Genomic DNA, 15,901 nt, shown 5'->3' with positions numbered 1-15,901 from the left:
GACCAAGGCTTCGACCTGCTCGTCCGTGATCTTCCGCGGCGCCCCCGACCGCGGCCGGTCCACCAGGCCCTCCAGCCGGTCCGCGGCGAACCGGGAACGCCACTTACGCACCGTCTCCCGCGAGATGCCCAGGTCATCCGCGACTCGCGCGTTCGACCGGCCGTCCGCGCACGCCAGCACGATCCTCGCCCGCAGTACGAGTGCCTGAGACGCGGTCTGCTTGCGCAACCAGCCCCGCAGCACCCGGCGTTCGTGACCGGACAGCTCCAGAGGCAAGGGCTTCGGACCAGGCATCACCCCACCCTACAACCGCAAACGAACTAACGACTCAGGACACTAGCACGACAGCTTGATTCGCACTACCTTTCACCGGCGACACCTGCCGCTCGCGCCACAGAACCACCGGATCAGCCGAGCGGCCCGCGCGAACTCGAATACACGTGAAAGGTTAATTTTTCGATTACTCAGGGGGCAACAAAGGAGAATTCGCCGTCGTCGGCACCGACACCGGCACCGGCATGCCGTCAGCGGCCCAGCGCCCTGCTCAGTTGGGCCTTGGTCATGGTCGAGCGGCCCTTGATGCCGCGTTGCCGGGCCTCGTTGTAGAGCTGGTCTTTCGTCGGGCCCGCGGACCCGGAGTGCGAGCGCTGTCCGCCCCGCCGGTACGAGGACATGTCCTGGGTCGACGTACGGCTGGCGATGCGGGACTCCCCGGCGCGGGCGCGCTCCTTGTTGACGGTGCGTGCCGCGATCTCCTTGGCCCGCTCGTCCGACTCGCCGCGTTCCTTGGCGCTGTCCTTGATGTGCTCATACTGCCGTTCCCGCTTGGCGTTCGACCCTCGCGGCATCGCGCCCACCTCCTGTCTCACGTCCGGTCTCGTGCCACTGGTTCACCGGGTGCCCGATTCCCGCCCGGCGCAATCAGGCGTGGGGCTTCTCAGACCCGCGCCGCGCGGGCGGGCGAGGGTGAGGTGACGCCGGCCAGTTGCCCGGAGACGGCGGCGGCCTCACGCCTTCGCCAGGAGTGCTCGTATCTCGGTCGCCGAAGCCGGGACCGCCTTCAGGGAGAGGAAGTCGGCCGAGGCGGGGCCCGCCGCGAGGGGGCCTGTCGAGCGCCTCTCCGCCAGAAGAAGGGCAACCGCCCAGGTACCGGAACCCGAAACCGTGGCCGAGGTCGTGGCCGAGGCCGTGGCGGTCAGTTGTCGGTCTTGTGGAGTTTGAGGATGCGGCCGGTGATGGGGTTCGCGATGGCGCGAAGGTAGGCGAGGGCGACCTCGTCGGCCGGTACGGGGGTGAAACCGGGGAAGTGCGGGTGGTAGGCCACGGACTCGGTCAGGACTGTGGGGCTGACGCAGTTGATGCGCAGGCCGCGCGGCAGCTCCGTCGCGGACGCCTTCACGAACCCCTCCACCATGTGGTTCACCGTCGCACCGATGGTGGCGGCCGCCGTGAACTCGTCCGTCAGCACGCCGGAGACCAGCGTGAACGAGCCCCGGTCGGCGATGTGCGGCAGCGCGGCCCGTACGAGGTTGATCTGCCCCATGCCCTTGGCCGCGACGGAGTCGGCCCACTGCTGGTCCGTGGCCTGTTCCAGCGGCGCCGGGAACACGTCACCGGCCGCGTTGGCGACGGCGTCGAACGGCCCGGACCCGGCGACCTCGGCGAAGAGGGCCCGCAGGCGCGCCATGTCCGTGATGTCCGCCTGGTGGTCGCCGGAAGTGCGGCCCACCGACACCACCTCGTGTCCCTGCGCGACAAGCGTGCTGCGCACCGCCGCGCCTATCGTCCCGGTTCCGACAACGATCACCTTCATGACGCACCCCTCGGGTCATCGATCACTTCATACGCGAGCCCGCGACATGATGGCCGCCAACACTTTCGTCAATCGTAGACCATTCTGTCAGTGACTGACAGGTTCGGCGGCGACCGATACCCTGGGTGGATGGTCAACACAGCGAGGGCGACATCAGGGCTGCGGGAGCTGACCCGGCGGGCCGTGCGGGCACAGATCGCCGAGACCGCGATGACGCTGTTCGTGGCGAACGGCTTCGAGCAGACGACGGTCGACCAGATCGCCGCCGCGGTCGGTATGTCGGGGCGCAGCGTGTTCCGTTACTTCCCGACCAAGGAGGACATGGTCGTCGGCCACATGGACGAGATCGGCGACAGACTCGCCGAAGCCCTGGCGGCGCGTCCCCTGGAAGAAGGCCCCTGGACCGCGCTGCGCCACGCCATGCAGCCCCACCTCGACGAACTCACCGACAACGCCGACACCAACCTCGCGGTGGCGGCGATGCTCGACGCGACTCCCGCGCTCCGGCCGTCGTTGCTGAACAAGCGGGCGCGCTGGGCGGAGGCGCTCCTCCCGAACACCGTCCGACGGCTCCGGGGGCCGACCGGCACCCGGGAACTGCGCGCCCGCGCGATCGTCTCCTCGGCTCTGGCCTGCCTGAACGTCGCCGTCGACGAGTGGGCGCGAACCGGCGGCACCAAGCCGATCGGTGACCTCCTCGACACGGCGCTGACCGCCGTCAGGGGCTGACGGCGGTCAGTTCGGCGGATCCCTGTCAGCAGATCCGCGGCAGTTGCTCCCCGATCGGCAGGTCGACCACCCGCGTTCCGCCGAGGCCGGTCCGGGCCACGACCATGCCGGGGTGGGCCTCGACGGTCTCGCCGATGACCACGGAGTCCGCGCCCAGCGGATGGGCGCGCATCGCTTCGAGGACGGCGTCGGCGTGCTCGCGCGGGACGAACGCGACCAACTTGCCCTCGTTGGCGATGTACATGGGGTCCAGTCCGAGGATGGCGCAGGCGTTGGCCACGGCCGGCGGGACCGGGACGTCGCGTTCCCGGATGACGATCCCGGTGCCGGAGGCCTGCGCGATCTCGTTGAGCGAGGCCGCGAGGCCGCCTCGGGTGGGATCGCGCAGTACGTGCAGCTCCGGGGTGACGGCGAGCATGGCGTCGACCAGACCGCCGAGCGCCGCGCAGTCGCTCTCGATCTCCACGCCGAATTCCAGGCCCTCGCGCACGCTCATGACCGCAACCCCGTGGACGCCGATCGCGCCGCTGACGATCACGACGTCGCCGGGGACGACGCGTTGCGGACGCAGGTCGACGCCCGCCGGGACGACGCCGATGCCCGCGGTGTTGATGTAGATCCCGTCGCCGTGGCCGGCCTCCACCACCTTGGTGTCGCCGGTCGCCACCTCCACACCGGCGGTGCGCGCGGCGGCCCCCAGCGCCTCCGACACCCGCGTGACGACGTCCAGTTCGACGCCCTCCTCCAGGATGAATCCGCAGGAGAGGTAGGCGGCACGGGCGCCGCTCATGGCGAGGTCGTTGACGGTTCCGTTGACCGCCAGGTCACCGATGCTGCCGCCGGGGAAGAACAGCGGCCGCACCACGTACGAGTCGGTGGAGAACGCCAGCCGGGCACCGCCGAGGGAGACGACGGCGGCATCGCCCATCTGCGCGAGCACCTCGCCCCCGAAGGCGGGCGCGAAGATCTGCTGGACCAGTTCGGCGGACAGCACTCCGCCGCCGCCGTGGCCCATGACGACCCGCGGCCGGTCACGCACGGGCACCGGACACGTCCACGCCTCGATGTCCAGAGCGGCGGGGGCGGGGAGATCGGTGAGGTCAGACAACGGGGCTCGCCTCCCGGACCGTCGTGGTGGTGGGCATGTCCAGCCGCCGGTAGAGGTAGTACGCCGCGCAGGCGCCCTCGCTGGAGACCATGGTGGCCCCCAGGGGGGTGCGCGGGGTGCACAGGGTGCCGAATGCCTCGCACTCGTGCGGCTTGAGCAGCCCTTGGAGGACCTCGCCGCTGCGGCACTCGGCGGGTTCGGTCGTCTGGATGTCGCCGACCGAAAAGCGGTGCTCGGCGTCGTGGTCGCGGTACTTCGCCGACAGCCGCCAGCCGCTGCCGGGGATGACCCCGATGCCGCGCCAGGCGCGGTCGGTGACTTCGAAGACGTCCTCCAGCATGGCCCGGGCGGCCGCGTTGCCCTCCGGGCGGACGGCGCGGGCGTAGGCGTTGTCGACGGTGTGCTCACCGCGTTCGAGCTGCCGAACGGCCCGGCGTACGCCTTCGAGGATGTCCAGCGGCTCGAAGCCCGTGACGACGATCGGGACCTGGAAGCGTTCCGCCAGTTCCGGGTACTCCCCCACGCCCATCACGCTGCACACGTGCCCGGCCGCGAGGAAGCCCTGCACCCGGCAGCTCGGCGACGACATGATCGCCTCGATGGCCGGGGGCACGCGGACATGGGACACCAGCATGCTGAAGTTCCGCACGCCCAGTTTCCGGGCCTGATGGACCGTCATGGCGTTGGGGGGCGCGGTCGTCTCGAAGCCGATGCCGAAGAACACCACCTCGCGGTCCGGGTTCTGCTGCGCGATCCGCAGCGCGTCGAGCGGCGAGTAGACGACGCGCACGTCACCGCCCTCGCCGCGGACCTGGAACAGGTCCCGTCCCGTGCCCGGCACGCGCAGCATGTCGCCGAAGGAGCAGAAGATCACCCCCGGCCGGGACGCGATCTCCAGCGCCTTGTCGATGACCTCCAGCGGGGTCACGCACACCGGGCAGCCCGGCCCGTGGATCAACTCGACCTCCTCCGGCAGGAGTTGGTCGATGCCGTGCCGGATGATGCTGTGCGTCTGACCTCCGCACACCTCCATCAGGGCCCACGGCCGGGTCACCGTGGCATGGATGTCGTCGAGGAGCCGCCGCGCCAGCTCCGGGTCCTGGAACTCGTCGATGTACTTCACTGGTTGCGCACCTCTTCCACCGGGTCCACGCCCGCCTCCACCGCCGCCGTCTCCCAGGGGTCGCCGAACTCCTCCTGCAACATGCCGAGTTCGGCGAAGAGTTCGAGCGTCTGCCGCGCCGACTCCTCGTCCAGCCGTTGCAGGGCGAACCCGACGTGGACGATGGCGTACTCGCCGACCTGGAGGTCGGGCAGGTACTCCAGGCACACTTCCTTGACCACGCCGCCGAAGTCGACGGTGGCCATCCGGGTACCGTCCCGTTCCTCGATGTCCAGCACTTTGCCGGGTACCGCCAGACACATGAGCCTCTCCTCGCTATGGGTCGCGCGTTGCTCAGTCGGTGGAAATGGAAGGGGGAGTGGAAAGGGGAGTTGAAGGGGGAGTGGCGCGGGCCGCCACCATCAACTGGCCCAGCGCCAGGCCGCCGTCGCCGGGTGGCACGAGGTGGTGTCGCAGGACCGTGAAGCCGTCCTCGCGCAGAGTGGCGGCGCAGGCGGAGGAGAGCAGCGTGTTGGCGAACACGCCGCCGGTGAGGGCGACCGTGTCCAGCCCGTGCCGCTCGCGCGCCAGCGCGCACATCCGGTGCACCAGACCGGTCACGCCCCGGTGGAAGCGGGCCGCGACCAGGGCCGGTGCGACGCCCGCGCGCAGATCACCGACGATCGCCGCGAACACGGGCGCCGGATCGGCCCGTACGACACCGCCGCCCCCGTTCTCCCCGCTTTCCTCCGACTCGCGCAGGGCGAAGGCGTACGCGGTGGTGTCCTCGGCGGGTGCGTGCAGGGCCGCGCCCTCCAACTCGACGGCGGCCTGTGCCTCGTATCCGGCGCGGTGGCACACCCCCGCGAGGGAGGACACGGCGTCGAAGAGCCGGCCCATGCTGGAGGTCGGGACGCAGTTCAGGTCGCGCTCCAACTGCCGTTCCAGCAAGCGGAGTTCGTCGGGCGGGCAGGCGGCCGTACAGGCCAGGTCGGCGGACCAGGCGATGCCGGCCGCCCGCAGATGGGCCAGTGCCATGCGGTACGGGCGGCGCACCGCGGCGTCGCCGCCGGGCAGCGGGACGTACGCGAGGTGCCCGAACCGGATGCAGCGGTCGTAGTCGGCGAGCAGGAACTCCCCGCCCCACACCGCGCCGTCGTCGCCGTGGCCCGTGCCGTCGAAGGCGACGCCGATCACCGGCCGGGTGCCGTCCGACCCGTGCTCCGCCATCGCGGCGGCGACGTGCGCGTGATGGTGCTGGACGTGTACGACGGGCCGGTGCGCCGCGGTGCGGTCGGCCCAGCGGGCGGAGCGGTAGCCGGGATGCCGGTCGGCGACCAGGGTCTCGGGCCGCACCCCGGTGATGGACTCCAACTGCGCCGCCGCGTGCTCGAAGGCGCGCTGGGTGCCGACGTCGTCCATGTCGCCGATGTGCGCCGACAGCCAGGCCCGCCGGCCCGCGCCCAGGCAGAAGGCGTTCTTCAGGTCCCCGCCGACGGCGAGGGCCGGCCGCACGGGCAGCGGAAGGGCTACCGGTAGCGGGGCGTATCCGCGGGAGCGGCGCAGCACCAGCGGCTCCCCGTCGCAGACGCGGACCACGGAGTCGTCGCACGGGACGTGGATCGGCCGGTCGTGCGTGAGCCAGGCGTCGGCCAGGTGCGCGAGCCGCTCCAGCGCCTCGGTGTCGTCGGTGACGATCGGCTCACCGGACACGTTGCCGCTGGTCATGACGAGCAGCCGGGGTCCGTCCGGGTCGCCGGGCAGGCCGAGCAGCAGATGGTGCAGGGGCGTGTAGGGCAGCATCACGCCGAGGTCGGGGCTGCCGGGCGCGACGGCGTCGGCGGGCCGCGGGGCCCCGGCGGCGTACGACGGCTGCGGGCGTCGCCGCATCAGGACGACCGGTCTGGCCCGGTCCTCGAGCAGGCTTTGCTCCTCGGGGCTCAGCCGGACGAGGTGCCGGACGTCGTACGCGGCCTTGGCCATGACGGCGAACGGCTTGTCCCCGCGCGCCTTCCGACGGCGCAGCAGCGCGACCGCCGCCTGGTTCGTGGCGTCGCAGGCCAGGTGGTAGCCGCCCAGGCCCTTCACGGCGACGATCGCCCCGTCCGACAGCAGTGCGCGTGCCCCGGCGACCGGGTCCGCCCCCGTGACCTCCCCGGACCGCGCGGCCAGCAGCCGCAGCCGTGGCCCGCAGGCCGGGCAGGCGACCGGCTGGGCGTGGAAACGGCGGTCGGCCGGATCCGCGTACTCCCGGGCGCAGTCGGGGCACATCGCGAAGCCGGCCATGGTGGTGTGGGCCCGGTCGTAGGGCACGCCGGTGACGATCGTGAAGCGCGGGCCGCAGTGCGTGCAGTTGACGAACGGGTGGCGGTACCGCCGGTCCACCGGGTCCGCCAGTTCGGCGAGGCAGTCGGCGCAGGTCGCGGAGTCCGGGGAGACCAGGGTGCGGGCCGGGCCGTCGGTGCGGGAGGTGCGGATGGTGAACGCGGTGCCGGCGGCGGTTCCGGCGGGCGGCAGCTCCCGGTGGTGGACGGACTCCACGCGGGCCAGCGGCGGCGCTTGGACGGCGATCCGGTCGCAGAACCGGGCCACTGCCGAGGCGGTGCCCTCGACCTCCGCGACGACGCCCTCCGGGGTGTTGGTCACGTGTCCGGCCAGGGCGAGTTCGGTGGCGAGGCCGTACAGGTAGGGCCGGAACCCCACGCCCTGCACCACTCCTCGGACAGTCACCCGGCGGCGGCACGGAGCGTCCTCGGCGACGGCGACCGGGGCCTGCGAACCACTCACCAGCGGGACTCCGCTCACGAGTGGGTGTGGGCCATGGTGCCGGTGGCCTCCGTGTGCGGGTGGGTGTGGCCGTCGGGCCCGTGGGTGTGACCGTGGTCATGGGGCAGCCGGGTCATGACCGGTGCGTGGACGGGTGCGCCGTCCGCGGCGGCCAGCGCCCGGTCGAGCAGGGCGCCGATCCCCTGCCCGCGCCGGGCCGAGGTCAGGACGACCTCCACTCCCGGGTTGACCTGTTCCACGTTCGCGCGGAACGCGGCCTCGTCGAACTCGACGGCCTCCGCGATGTCGGTCTTGGTGACGACGACGAGGTGGGCGAGGCCGAAGGCGGTGGGGTACTTGAGCGGCTTGTCCTCGCCCTCCGTCACGGAGGCGAGGGTGACCCGCAGCGTCTCCCCCAGGTCGTAGGAGGCCGGGCAGACCAGGTTGCCGACGTTCTCCACGAACAGCAGCCGGGTGTCGTCGGGCAGCCAGCCGTCCAGGTGCCCGGCGAGCATCCCCGCCTCCAGATGGCACAGTCCGTCGGTGAGCACCTGCTTGACGGGGACGCCAGAACGCGCCAGGCGCGCCGCGTCGTTCTCGGTGGCGAGATCGGCGGTCAGCGCCGCGACGGGCACGGACCGCTCCCGGGCCCGCAGCAGTTCGCGCTCCAGCAGCGCGGTCTTGCCGCTGCCCGGACTGGACAGCAGGTTGACGACGGCGGTGCCTCGGGCGGCGAGGTGTGCGCGCAGTTCGTGGGCGCTCGCGTCGTTCTTCGCGAGTACGGCCTGCCGCAGGTCGACGACACGGCACATGGTTCAGCGCTCCTCGGAGATCGGTTCGCGGGTGGGGGCGTGCGGGGGGCCGCCGTCGTCCCAGTGCACGGCGAGGATCTGCAGTTCGCGGCCCGCGAGCAGGTCGGTACGCGTCCCGTCGCACCGGGGGCAGGTCAGCCGGGGTGGCATGCCGACGGCCCATTCGTGGGCGCAGGGCGCGCAGCGGGCCCGCCCCGGCACCGCTTCGGTGACCAGCTCCGCGCCTTCCAACAGGGTTCCGGCGCAGGCCAGTTCGAAGGAGAAGGCGAGCGCGTCGGGTACGACGCCGGCCAGTTCGCCGACCTGGAGCCGTACCGATCGCACCGCCGTGACGCCGCCGGCCCGCTCGGCGGCCTCGGCCACCTGGTCGACGACGGCCAGCGCGACGGACATCTCGTGCATGGGTCTCCGTTCTTCCGCGGCCTGGCTTCCGACCGCCTCATTAGAGGCGCGCGCACCCGGGGGCACGGCCCGGCGCGCCGTCACCGGCCGGGCGCGTACGCCGTTCGACGCAACCGTGTGCGCACCGCCGGGCGCGGCCCACGGTTCACATCCGGCGGATCCGCAGATAGCGCCTGACGTCGGGAAGCACCTCTGCGAAGACGGCGACCAGGGCGGCGACTGCCGCTCCGCCGATGACGATCTTCTTCATCCCGGCTCTCCTCATGTCGAGGCCTCAGCGGTCGAGACCTCAGCGGTTGCGGCCTCGGTGGTCGAGGCCGGTGCCACGGGCGGCTCGCCGTCCCGCAGCAGGTCTTCGATCAGCCGGACGGCCTGCGGTACGGCGTCGGCCACCGGCGCGGTGAGTCCGATGCCTTCGTCCACCGAGGCCGGTTCGCAGCCGACGACCAGGACGCGGCGCGGTGGTTCGCCGCCGGTTCCGGCGCAGAGCGTGCCCAGCAGCGCCAGGACGGTGTCCGGGGTCATCCGGTGCCCGTCCAGCGCGGGGGCGACGGGTGACGGGCCGGCGCCGCCGACGTCGTGTTCGATCACGTACAGCGTGCCGGGGGCTTCGCCGCGCGCCGTGGCGTCCACGAGGACGAGCGTGTCGTAGCCGTCCAGGAGCTGGTAGGCGAGGTGGACGCCGCGTACACCGATGTCCACCACCTCGACGTGGTCCGGCAGTCGGCGTTCGGTCAGCATGCGTACGGTCTCCACGCCGAAGCCGTCGTCGCGGAGGAAGATGTTGCCGATGCCCGCCACGAGGGTCCTCATACGTCGTCCTCCAGGTCCTCCAGCGGGGTGACTTCGTCGGGCTGGAAGTACAGGTACCGGCCCTGTTCGCGGCGGATGTCGGCGCCCGGGTCGCCCTCGACCGTGACCGCCAGGTGGACGCCGCCGTCGACGTCGTGCAGCACCGCCTCGACCTTCGCGGCGCGGCCCCGCAGGAAGATGTCCTGGGCGTCGGTGCGCCGCAGGCCCGGGTGCAGTTCGACGCGGCTGCCCTTGCCCACCGGCCGGCCGGCCACGACGACCCGGTCCCGCTCCGGGTCGAAGCCCGCGTCGGTCGCGGGGTCCCACCAGGGGGTGTCCGGCCGCTGCACCCCGAACTCGTCGGGGAAGCCGCCGTCCGGGGCGGCGGGACCCGGGCGGGGGGCGGGGTCCGGCCCTGTGACCTCGCGCAGGCTGCGGACCGCTCCGTGCAGGCGCTCCAGGACCTCGGGCGGCATCGAGTCCGCCAGCTCGATCACGGCGGCGGCCCGTTCGTCGGTGCCCCGGGCCTCGCGTTTCTCCTCGTCGGTGAGGGCGGCGGTGCGCAGCGCGAGGATCTCGTCGATCTCGGTGGCGTCGTAGAGCGCGCCGGGGCTCTCCGGGGCGATGGCCGGATGGTCCTCCAGGATGATCGGCGAGGACAGGACGAGGTCGGCGCGGCCGGGTTCGCCGGCGAGTACGGGCCAGGTGTGCAGGTTGCGGCAGGCGGCGACCGCGCCCTTGGCCCACTCGGGGGGATCGGTCATCGACAGGAACGATCCGGCGCTGAGGGCCATCAGGAGGTGGGTGGCGACCAGGGCGCGCGGCAGCGCCGCGTCCCGGTCGGCGGCGCGGCCCTCGGGCGGTGTCCAGTCGCTGGTGTTCTCGACGACGGCGGTGAGCCGCAGGGCCCGGTAGGGGCCGTCGAGTTCGCGGGCGGACAGCCGGACCGTGCCGCTGATCTCCTCGCACCGCCGCACCAGTCGGCCCACGGTGCGGCCGGCCGCGTCCAGGACCGGTTCGGTGTCCTCGCGGGCGGGGCGTCGGAAGGGGTGGGTGACGCCGTCGCCGAGCAGTTCGGCCACCGACGCGACGACCTCGACGCGTTCCTCGTTCCCCTCGTCCCAGGGCATCAACACCCGGTCTTCGAGGCGGAGTTCGGCGACCGTTTCGTAGCCGCCGGCCGGGCGGGCGCGTTGCACGGTGCGCCGTCGGGCGTGCAGGAAGCGCACCTCGACCGAGAGGGTCGCGCCCGCCTTCGGCTCCATCAGGCACTCGGTGTGCTGGAAGTCGTGCTCCTCGCACTCGGCGCCCCAGCCGGGCGGCACGAGCACCCCGAACTGCCAGCGCAGCCGGTTCTTGGCGGCCGAGGCACGGTAGGGGTAGAGCACGTAGCCCTCGAAGAGGACGGCGTCGGCCACCTGCCGGGCGAGGGCGAACCGCTCCTCCGTCTCGGAGGCGAACGCGGTCACGGTCACGGATCGGTCCTTCCGGTGGTCGCGGTGAGGGCGGTGAGGGCGCGCAGCGGGTCGTGCGCGGGCGAATCCGCGCCGTCCAGCAGCGCCTGGACGGTCGCCTCCCAGGAGGGCAGGGCGTGCCGGGAGCGGTAGGCGAGGAGGGCGTCCATGGCGTCGCGCGGCAGCCGGAGCCAGCCGCAGCCGGGGAAGTGCTGCTCGACCATCTCCCGCCAGGTGGCGACCGGCATCCGGAAGGCCGCCTCCCGGTCCCACGGGACCGGCTCGACCTGGAAGCCGCCGGCTCCGGTGAACGCCGTACCGGAGAAGAGCAGCAGCAACGGGACCTCGCCGTCGGTGAGGGCGGTGAGGTAGCGGGTCGCGGCGATGTCCATGTCGTAGGTGCAGGGCACGACGACGTCGGTCTCGGTCTCCCCGGTGAAGCTCGGGACCATGACCGAGACCTGGGCGAACTGCACCGGCTGGAGCGTGCTGCCCCAGCGTGAGCGCTCGCCGAAGAGGTCCGCCAGGCCGTCGGCCTCGGCGGACCCGTAGCCGCGGCGGGCGGGTTCGATGCGGATCTGGCAGCGCAGCGCGAGGGCGTGCACGGGGGTGTCACCGGATGCGGTGACGCGCAGCCGGAAGACGAGGGTCGGTCCGGCGGCGTACTGGTCGGCGCGGACGCCGGTGCAGGCGAACGAGAACGCCGTCACGGCCGCACCGCCCCGTCCGACGCGGGCCGCGCGCCGCCGCCGACGGGCCGGGCTCGGCGCGCGACGTCCGCGAAGAACGCGTCCAGCGCGGCGCGGGCCTCGGCCCCGCCGTCGAAGCCCTGCCACAACAGGCGCATACGGCCGACGAGTTCGTAGCAGATGTCGATCGGTACGAGGTGGCACTCGCAGTGGCCGTCGGTGCGGCGCAGCAGCAGTGCCTCGACGTCGGGTTCGAGGAGTTCGGCGAGGGGGGTGCCGCCGAGGACGTCCGTCCAGGTGGCCGCGTCGAGTTCGCTCTCGGTGGCGCCGGCCGGGCTCGGGTAGAGGGCGACCAGCCGGTCGAGCGCGGCGTTGCGGAAGAGGAAGGCGACGCCGACCGGGATCTGCAACGCGTCCCACGCGCTGTCGTCGAGGCGGTGTGCGGGGTCGGTGAGGTAGCGGGCCGGGACCGTGCGGAAGCGGCCCGCGGCGGCCCCCGGCTGCGCCATCAGCAGCGCGCAGGGCGTGCAGGCGCAGACGAGGGCGCGCTTCTCGGTGTCCACCAGGTGGCGGTGGTCGTCCTCGGCCACCGCCACCGCGCACAGTTCGCACCGCTCCGGCCGGGGCGGACGCTCGGTGAGGAACCTCCGCAGGCCGGCAGGGCGAGCGGATCGGGTCGGCGCCGGGGACACGCTCATCGGGTCCTCGTCGGCGTCGGCCCGGTGCCGATCTGGAGGAGGACGGGCTCCGCGGGTGCGGTCTGTACGTCGACGGACCTGACCTCCGGTGCGAAGCAGGCGAGCGCCGCCGCCGCGGCCTCCCGGGCGCCGTCGCCCGAGCCGCAACCGCAGCCGCCGGCCTCCCGGGTCCGCAGCGTCAGGGTGCCGCTCGCCACGTCGAAGTCCACGACGTCCAGGGCGTGTTCGCGGACGCTGTCGAGGGCGCGGGCGATGCGGGTGTCGCGGTCCTCGGGGTGCAGGTCGTGCAGGACGAGGAGGCTCGCGACCAGTTCGTCGCCGAGCAGTTTCGCCAGGGGGTCGCCCGCGGCGGCGGACTGGAGGTGCAGGATGCGGGCCAGGCCCGCGCCGTAGAAGTCCATGAGGGACCGGACGAGTTCCTCGGCCGCCGCGGCGGCTTTCGGGTCGCCGCTCGCGGTCAGCCGGTCGAGGATCTCCTCGACCCGGCGTCCGGTCTGCTCCGCGTCGACCCGTGCCGTAGCCGTGGGCGCGCTCATCCGCCCAGTCCGCTCAGGCCGGTGGGCACGTGCATCGACTTCACCGTCTTGCCGCCGCCGACGTACATGTGGACGCCGCAGGGCAGACAGGGGTCGAAGCTGCGGACGGCGCGCATGATGTCGATGCCCTTGAAGTTCTCCGGGGTGTTCTCCTCGAAGATGGGCGTGTTCTGCACGGCGTCCTCGTACGGGCCCGGGGTGCCGAAGGTGTCCCTGGTGCTGGCGTTCCACGGGGTGGGCGGGTACGGGTGGTAGTTGGCGATCTTGCCGTCGCGGATCACCATGTGGTGCGAGAGGACACCGCGGACCGCCTCGGTGAAGCCGACGCCGAGCCCCTCGTCCGGGACCTCGAACTTCTCCCAGGTCTGGGTGCGTCCGGCGCGCACTTCCTCGAGGCCCTTCTCCGCGAAGTGCAGGGCGATGGCGGCGGTGTAGGCCTGGAAGTAGGTGCGGGCGCGGTTGCGCTCCAGCGCGTTGGACCACTTCGGGATCTTCCACTCGAAGCTGGTCTCCGGCTTGGTCATGGTGCGGGGCAGGTTGATGACCACGCTGTGTCCGGTGGCCTTCACGTACCCGGTGTCGACGAGTCCGGACAGGGCCGTCGACCAGAGTCGGGCGATGGGGCCGCCGCCGGTGTCCAGGGCGAGGTGGTCCTTGCCGTCGAACCAGCGCGGGGACATGACCCAACTGTATTTGTCGTCGAAGTTCCGCTTCTGCGGGGCCGGGATGGTGTGCTGGTTCCACGGGTGGCGCGGGTCCACCGGGTTGCCGAGCGGGTCGTGGGTGACGAACTGCTCCTGGCCCTGCCAGTCCTCGTAGTAGGAGCTGCCCAGCAGGATGCGGATGCCGAGGTTGATCTCGGTGAGGTCGTTGGTGACGAGCTTGCCGTCGACGACGATGCCGGGCGTGACGAACATGCGCCGGCCCCAGTCCGTCATGTTGGCGTACGTAAAGTCGCAGTACTCGGGGTCGTTGAGCGCGCCCCAGCAGCCGAGCAGGACACGCCGGCGGCCGACCTCCTCGTAGCCGGGCAGGGCCTCGTAGAAGAAGTCGAAGAGGTCGTCGTGCAGGGGCACGACGCGCTTCATGAACTCCACGTAGCGCATCAGGCGGCTGAGGTAGTCCGTGAAGAGCTGTACGGAGGCGATGGTGCCGACGCCGCCCGGGTAGAGCGTGGAGGGGTGCACATGGCGGCCCTCCATCAGGCAGAACATCTCGCGCGTGTAGCGGCTGACCTGGAGGGCCTCGCGGTAGAACTCGCCCTCCAGGGGGTTGAGCGAGCGCATGATGTCGGCGATCGTGCGGTAGCCGTGCTCGGCGGCGTGCGGGGCCTCGGTGCGCTCGGCGAGTTCGAGGACGCCGGGGTTGGTCTCCTTGACCATCTTTTCGCAGTAGTCGACCCCGACCAGGTTCTCCTGGAAGATGTTGTGGTCGAACATGTACTCCGCGGACTCGCCGAGGTTGATGATCCACTCGGCGAGGTGCGGGGGCTTCACGCCGTACGCCATGTTCTGCGCGTACACCGAGCAGGTGGCGTGGTTGTCGCCGCAGATACCGCAGATGCGGCTGGTGATGAAGTGGGCGTCGCGGGGGTCCTTGCCACGCATGAAGACGCTGTAGCCGCGGAAGACCGACGACGTGCTGTAGCACTCCGCGACCCGCTTCTGCTTGAAGTCGATCTTCGTGTGGATGCCGAGGCTGCCCACGATCCGGGTGATCGGGTCCCAGGCCATCTCCACCAGGCCGCTGCCGTCGCCGGCCGCTTTCGTCTTCGGTGCCATCTGTGTGCCGTGCCCTTCGTTGCGCGGGAGGTTCGGGGTGGGGGGTGCACGAAGCGGGGAGCGGAGTGCTCGCGTCACTCGTGGCGGATGCTCACCAGGGGGGCCGGTAGCCGGTGGTGATCTTCTCTCCGGTGCGGCGCCACCTGGGCTCCTGGTCCACCGTCTTCGCCGTGATCGAGCGCAGCTTGCGGACCACGGCTCCGTAGGCGCCGCTGGCCGTGCTGGAGAGCTTCGCGCCGGGCGGCTCGTCCATGAACGGCATGAACTTGTCGGGGAACCCGGGCATGGTGCAGGCGATGCAGATGCCGCCGACGTTCGGGCAGCCGCCGATCCCGTTCATCCAGCCGCGCTTGGGCACGTTGCACTTGACGACCGGGCCCCAACAGCCCAGCTTGACCAGGCACTTCGGCGAGTCGTACGACTGGGCGAACTCGCCCTGCTCGTAGTAGCCCGCGCGGTCGCAGCCCTCGTGGACGGTGGCCCCGAACAGCCAGGTCGGGCGCAGTTTGTCGTCCAGCGGGATCATCGGCGCGGAGCCGGCCGCCTGGTAGAGCAGGTAGGTGAGCGTCTCGGCGAAGTTGTCGGGCTGGATCGGACAGCCCGGGACGCACACGATGGGGATGCCGGCGTGGGACTTCCAGTCCCAGCCGAGGTAGTCGGGCAGGCCCATCGCGCCGGTCGGGTTGCCCGCCATGGCGTGGATGCCGCCGTAGGTGGCGCAGGTGCCGATGGCTACGACGGCGAGGGCCTTCGGGGCGAGCCGGTCGATCCACTCGCTGGTGGTGATCGGCTGGCCGGTCTCCGGGTTGTCGCCGAAGCCGCACCAGTAGCCCTCGGGCTTGATCGCCTCGTTGGGGATGGAGCCCTCGACGACCAGGACGAACGGGTCGATCTCGCCCCGCTCCCCCTTGAAGAACCACTCGATGAACGTGTCCGCGCCGCCGACCGGACCGCACTCGAAGTCGATGAGCGGCCAGTGCACGGCGATCTTCGGGAGACCCGGCAGCACACCGAGGACGATCTCCTCGATGCTCGGCTGCATGGCCGCCGTCAGTGCGACCGAGTCGCCGTCGCAGCTCAGCCCCGCGTTGATCCAGAGAATGTGGATCGTGGGTGTCTCGTCGGCGGGCGCAGCGCCGACCGTCTTCGCCGTCGCCTCAGTCATGGGACCGCCTCCTGGGGAGGTGAGGGATGAAGGCCTGCATTTCGGACCTTCGGC

At 71.8% G+C, this 15,901-nt stretch carries 18 protein-coding genes; 1 reads left to right on the top strand and 17 read right to left on the bottom strand.

Features of this window, described 5'->3' with window-relative positions; all coding sequences use genetic code 11:
* The 3 genes from BMZ82_RS36855 to BMZ82_RS36845 all read right to left on the bottom strand — a co-directional run.
* The coding region (locus BMZ82_RS36855) for a helix-turn-helix domain-containing protein (RefSeq protein WP_143098986.1) at positions 1 to 294 on the bottom strand (294 nt) is incomplete at its 3' end.
* Between the two features lie 230 nt (positions 295 to 524).
* Positions 525 to 848, bottom strand: coding sequence for a plasmid stabilization protein (locus BMZ82_RS36850; RefSeq protein ID WP_093781758.1), 324 nt, complete (start codon positions 846 to 848; stop codon positions 525 to 527).
* Positions 849 to 1,195: 347 nt separating this feature from the next.
* Complete coding sequence (locus BMZ82_RS36845) at positions 1,196 to 1,813, bottom strand: short chain dehydrogenase (RefSeq protein WP_093781757.1); 618 nt, start codon at positions 1,811 to 1,813, stop codon at positions 1,196 to 1,198.
* A gap of 129 nt (positions 1,814 to 1,942) precedes the next feature.
* On the opposite strand from BMZ82_RS36845, the gene BMZ82_RS36840 reads away from it, so the two are divergent.
* On the top strand, positions 1,943 to 2,542 hold the full coding sequence (locus tag BMZ82_RS36840) for a TetR/AcrR family transcriptional regulator (RefSeq protein WP_093781756.1): 600 nt from the start codon (positions 1,943 to 1,945) through the stop codon (positions 2,540 to 2,542).
* 25 nt (positions 2,543 to 2,567) lie between these two features.
* Here BMZ82_RS36840 and hypE read toward each other — a convergent pair whose 3' ends face one another.
* The 14 genes from hypE to BMZ82_RS36775 form a co-directional block, all read right to left on the bottom strand.
* Entirely contained in the window at positions 2,568 to 3,650 is a 1,083-nt protein-coding gene (gene hypE / locus BMZ82_RS36835) for a hydrogenase expression/formation protein HypE (protein ID WP_093781755.1), read from the bottom strand.
* Entirely contained in the window at positions 3,643 to 4,773 is a 1,131-nt protein-coding gene (hypD, locus tag BMZ82_RS36830) for a hydrogenase formation protein HypD (RefSeq protein WP_093781754.1), read from the bottom strand. The genes hypE and hypD overlap by 8 nt, the downstream gene beginning before the upstream one ends.
* A complete protein-coding gene (locus BMZ82_RS36825; RefSeq protein ID WP_093781753.1) occupies positions 4,770 to 5,075 on the bottom strand; it encodes a HypC/HybG/HupF family hydrogenase formation chaperone in 306 nt (101 codons plus the stop codon). The genes hypD and BMZ82_RS36825 overlap by 4 nt, the downstream gene beginning before the upstream one ends.
* Positions 5,076 to 5,106: 31 nt before the next feature.
* Positions 5,107 to 7,539 (bottom strand): carbamoyltransferase HypF, encoded by a 2,433-nt coding sequence (gene hypF / locus BMZ82_RS36820; protein ID WP_093781762.1) that lies wholly within the window; start codon positions 7,537 to 7,539, stop codon positions 5,107 to 5,109.
* Between the two features lie 14 nt (positions 7,540 to 7,553).
* Positions 7,554 to 8,330, bottom strand: a complete 777-nt coding sequence (hypB, locus tag BMZ82_RS36815; RefSeq protein ID WP_093781752.1) for a hydrogenase nickel incorporation protein HypB — start codon at positions 8,328 to 8,330, stop codon at positions 7,554 to 7,556.
* A gap of 3 nt (positions 8,331 to 8,333) precedes the next feature.
* A complete protein-coding gene (locus BMZ82_RS36810; RefSeq protein WP_093781751.1) occupies positions 8,334 to 8,732 on the bottom strand; it encodes a hydrogenase maturation nickel metallochaperone HypA/HybF in 399 nt (132 codons plus the stop codon).
* 145 nt (positions 8,733 to 8,877) lie between these two features.
* Positions 8,878 to 8,982, bottom strand: coding sequence for a DUF6893 family small protein (locus BMZ82_RS42905; RefSeq protein WP_371271353.1), 105 nt, complete (start codon positions 8,980 to 8,982; stop codon positions 8,878 to 8,880).
* A gap of 11 nt (positions 8,983 to 8,993) precedes the next feature.
* On the bottom strand, positions 8,994 to 9,545 hold the full coding sequence (locus BMZ82_RS36805) for a hydrogenase maturation protease (RefSeq protein WP_093781750.1): 552 nt from the start codon (positions 9,543 to 9,545) through the stop codon (positions 8,994 to 8,996).
* On the bottom strand, positions 9,542 to 10,999 hold the full coding sequence (locus tag BMZ82_RS36800) for a hypothetical protein (protein WP_093781749.1): 1,458 nt from the start codon (positions 10,997 to 10,999) through the stop codon (positions 9,542 to 9,544). Before BMZ82_RS36800 ends, BMZ82_RS36805 begins: the two co-directional genes overlap by 4 nt.
* Positions 10,996 to 11,688 (bottom strand): DUF6084 family protein, encoded by a 693-nt coding sequence (locus BMZ82_RS36795; protein WP_093781748.1) that lies wholly within the window; start codon positions 11,686 to 11,688, stop codon positions 10,996 to 10,998. Before BMZ82_RS36795 ends, BMZ82_RS36800 begins: the two co-directional genes overlap by 4 nt.
* A complete protein-coding gene (locus BMZ82_RS36790) occupies positions 11,685 to 12,365 on the bottom strand; it encodes a DUF5947 family protein (protein WP_093781747.1) in 681 nt (226 codons plus the stop codon). The genes BMZ82_RS36795 and BMZ82_RS36790 overlap by 4 nt, the downstream gene beginning before the upstream one ends.
* Positions 12,362 to 12,901, bottom strand: a complete 540-nt coding sequence (locus BMZ82_RS36785; protein ID WP_093781746.1) for a hypothetical protein — start codon at positions 12,899 to 12,901, stop codon at positions 12,362 to 12,364. The genes BMZ82_RS36790 and BMZ82_RS36785 overlap by 4 nt, the downstream gene beginning before the upstream one ends.
* On the bottom strand, positions 12,898 to 14,682 hold the full coding sequence (locus tag BMZ82_RS36780) for a nickel-dependent hydrogenase large subunit (RefSeq protein WP_093781745.1): 1,785 nt from the start codon (positions 14,680 to 14,682) through the stop codon (positions 12,898 to 12,900). Before BMZ82_RS36780 ends, BMZ82_RS36785 begins: the two co-directional genes overlap by 4 nt.
* Before the next feature lie 91 nt (positions 14,683 to 14,773).
* Positions 14,774 to 15,847, bottom strand: a complete 1,074-nt coding sequence (locus tag BMZ82_RS36775; RefSeq protein ID WP_093781744.1) for an NADH-quinone oxidoreductase subunit B family protein — start codon at positions 15,845 to 15,847, stop codon at positions 14,774 to 14,776.
* Positions 15,848 to 15,901: the final 54 nt, after the last annotated feature.

This window comes from Streptomyces sp. yr375, from assembly GCF_900110755.1.
Classification (GTDB): Bacteria; Actinomycetota; Actinomycetes; order Streptomycetales; family Streptomycetaceae; genus Streptomyces.
The sequence above is the reverse complement of the archived record's forward strand: the minus strand, read 5'-3'. Positions and strand labels throughout refer to the sequence as shown.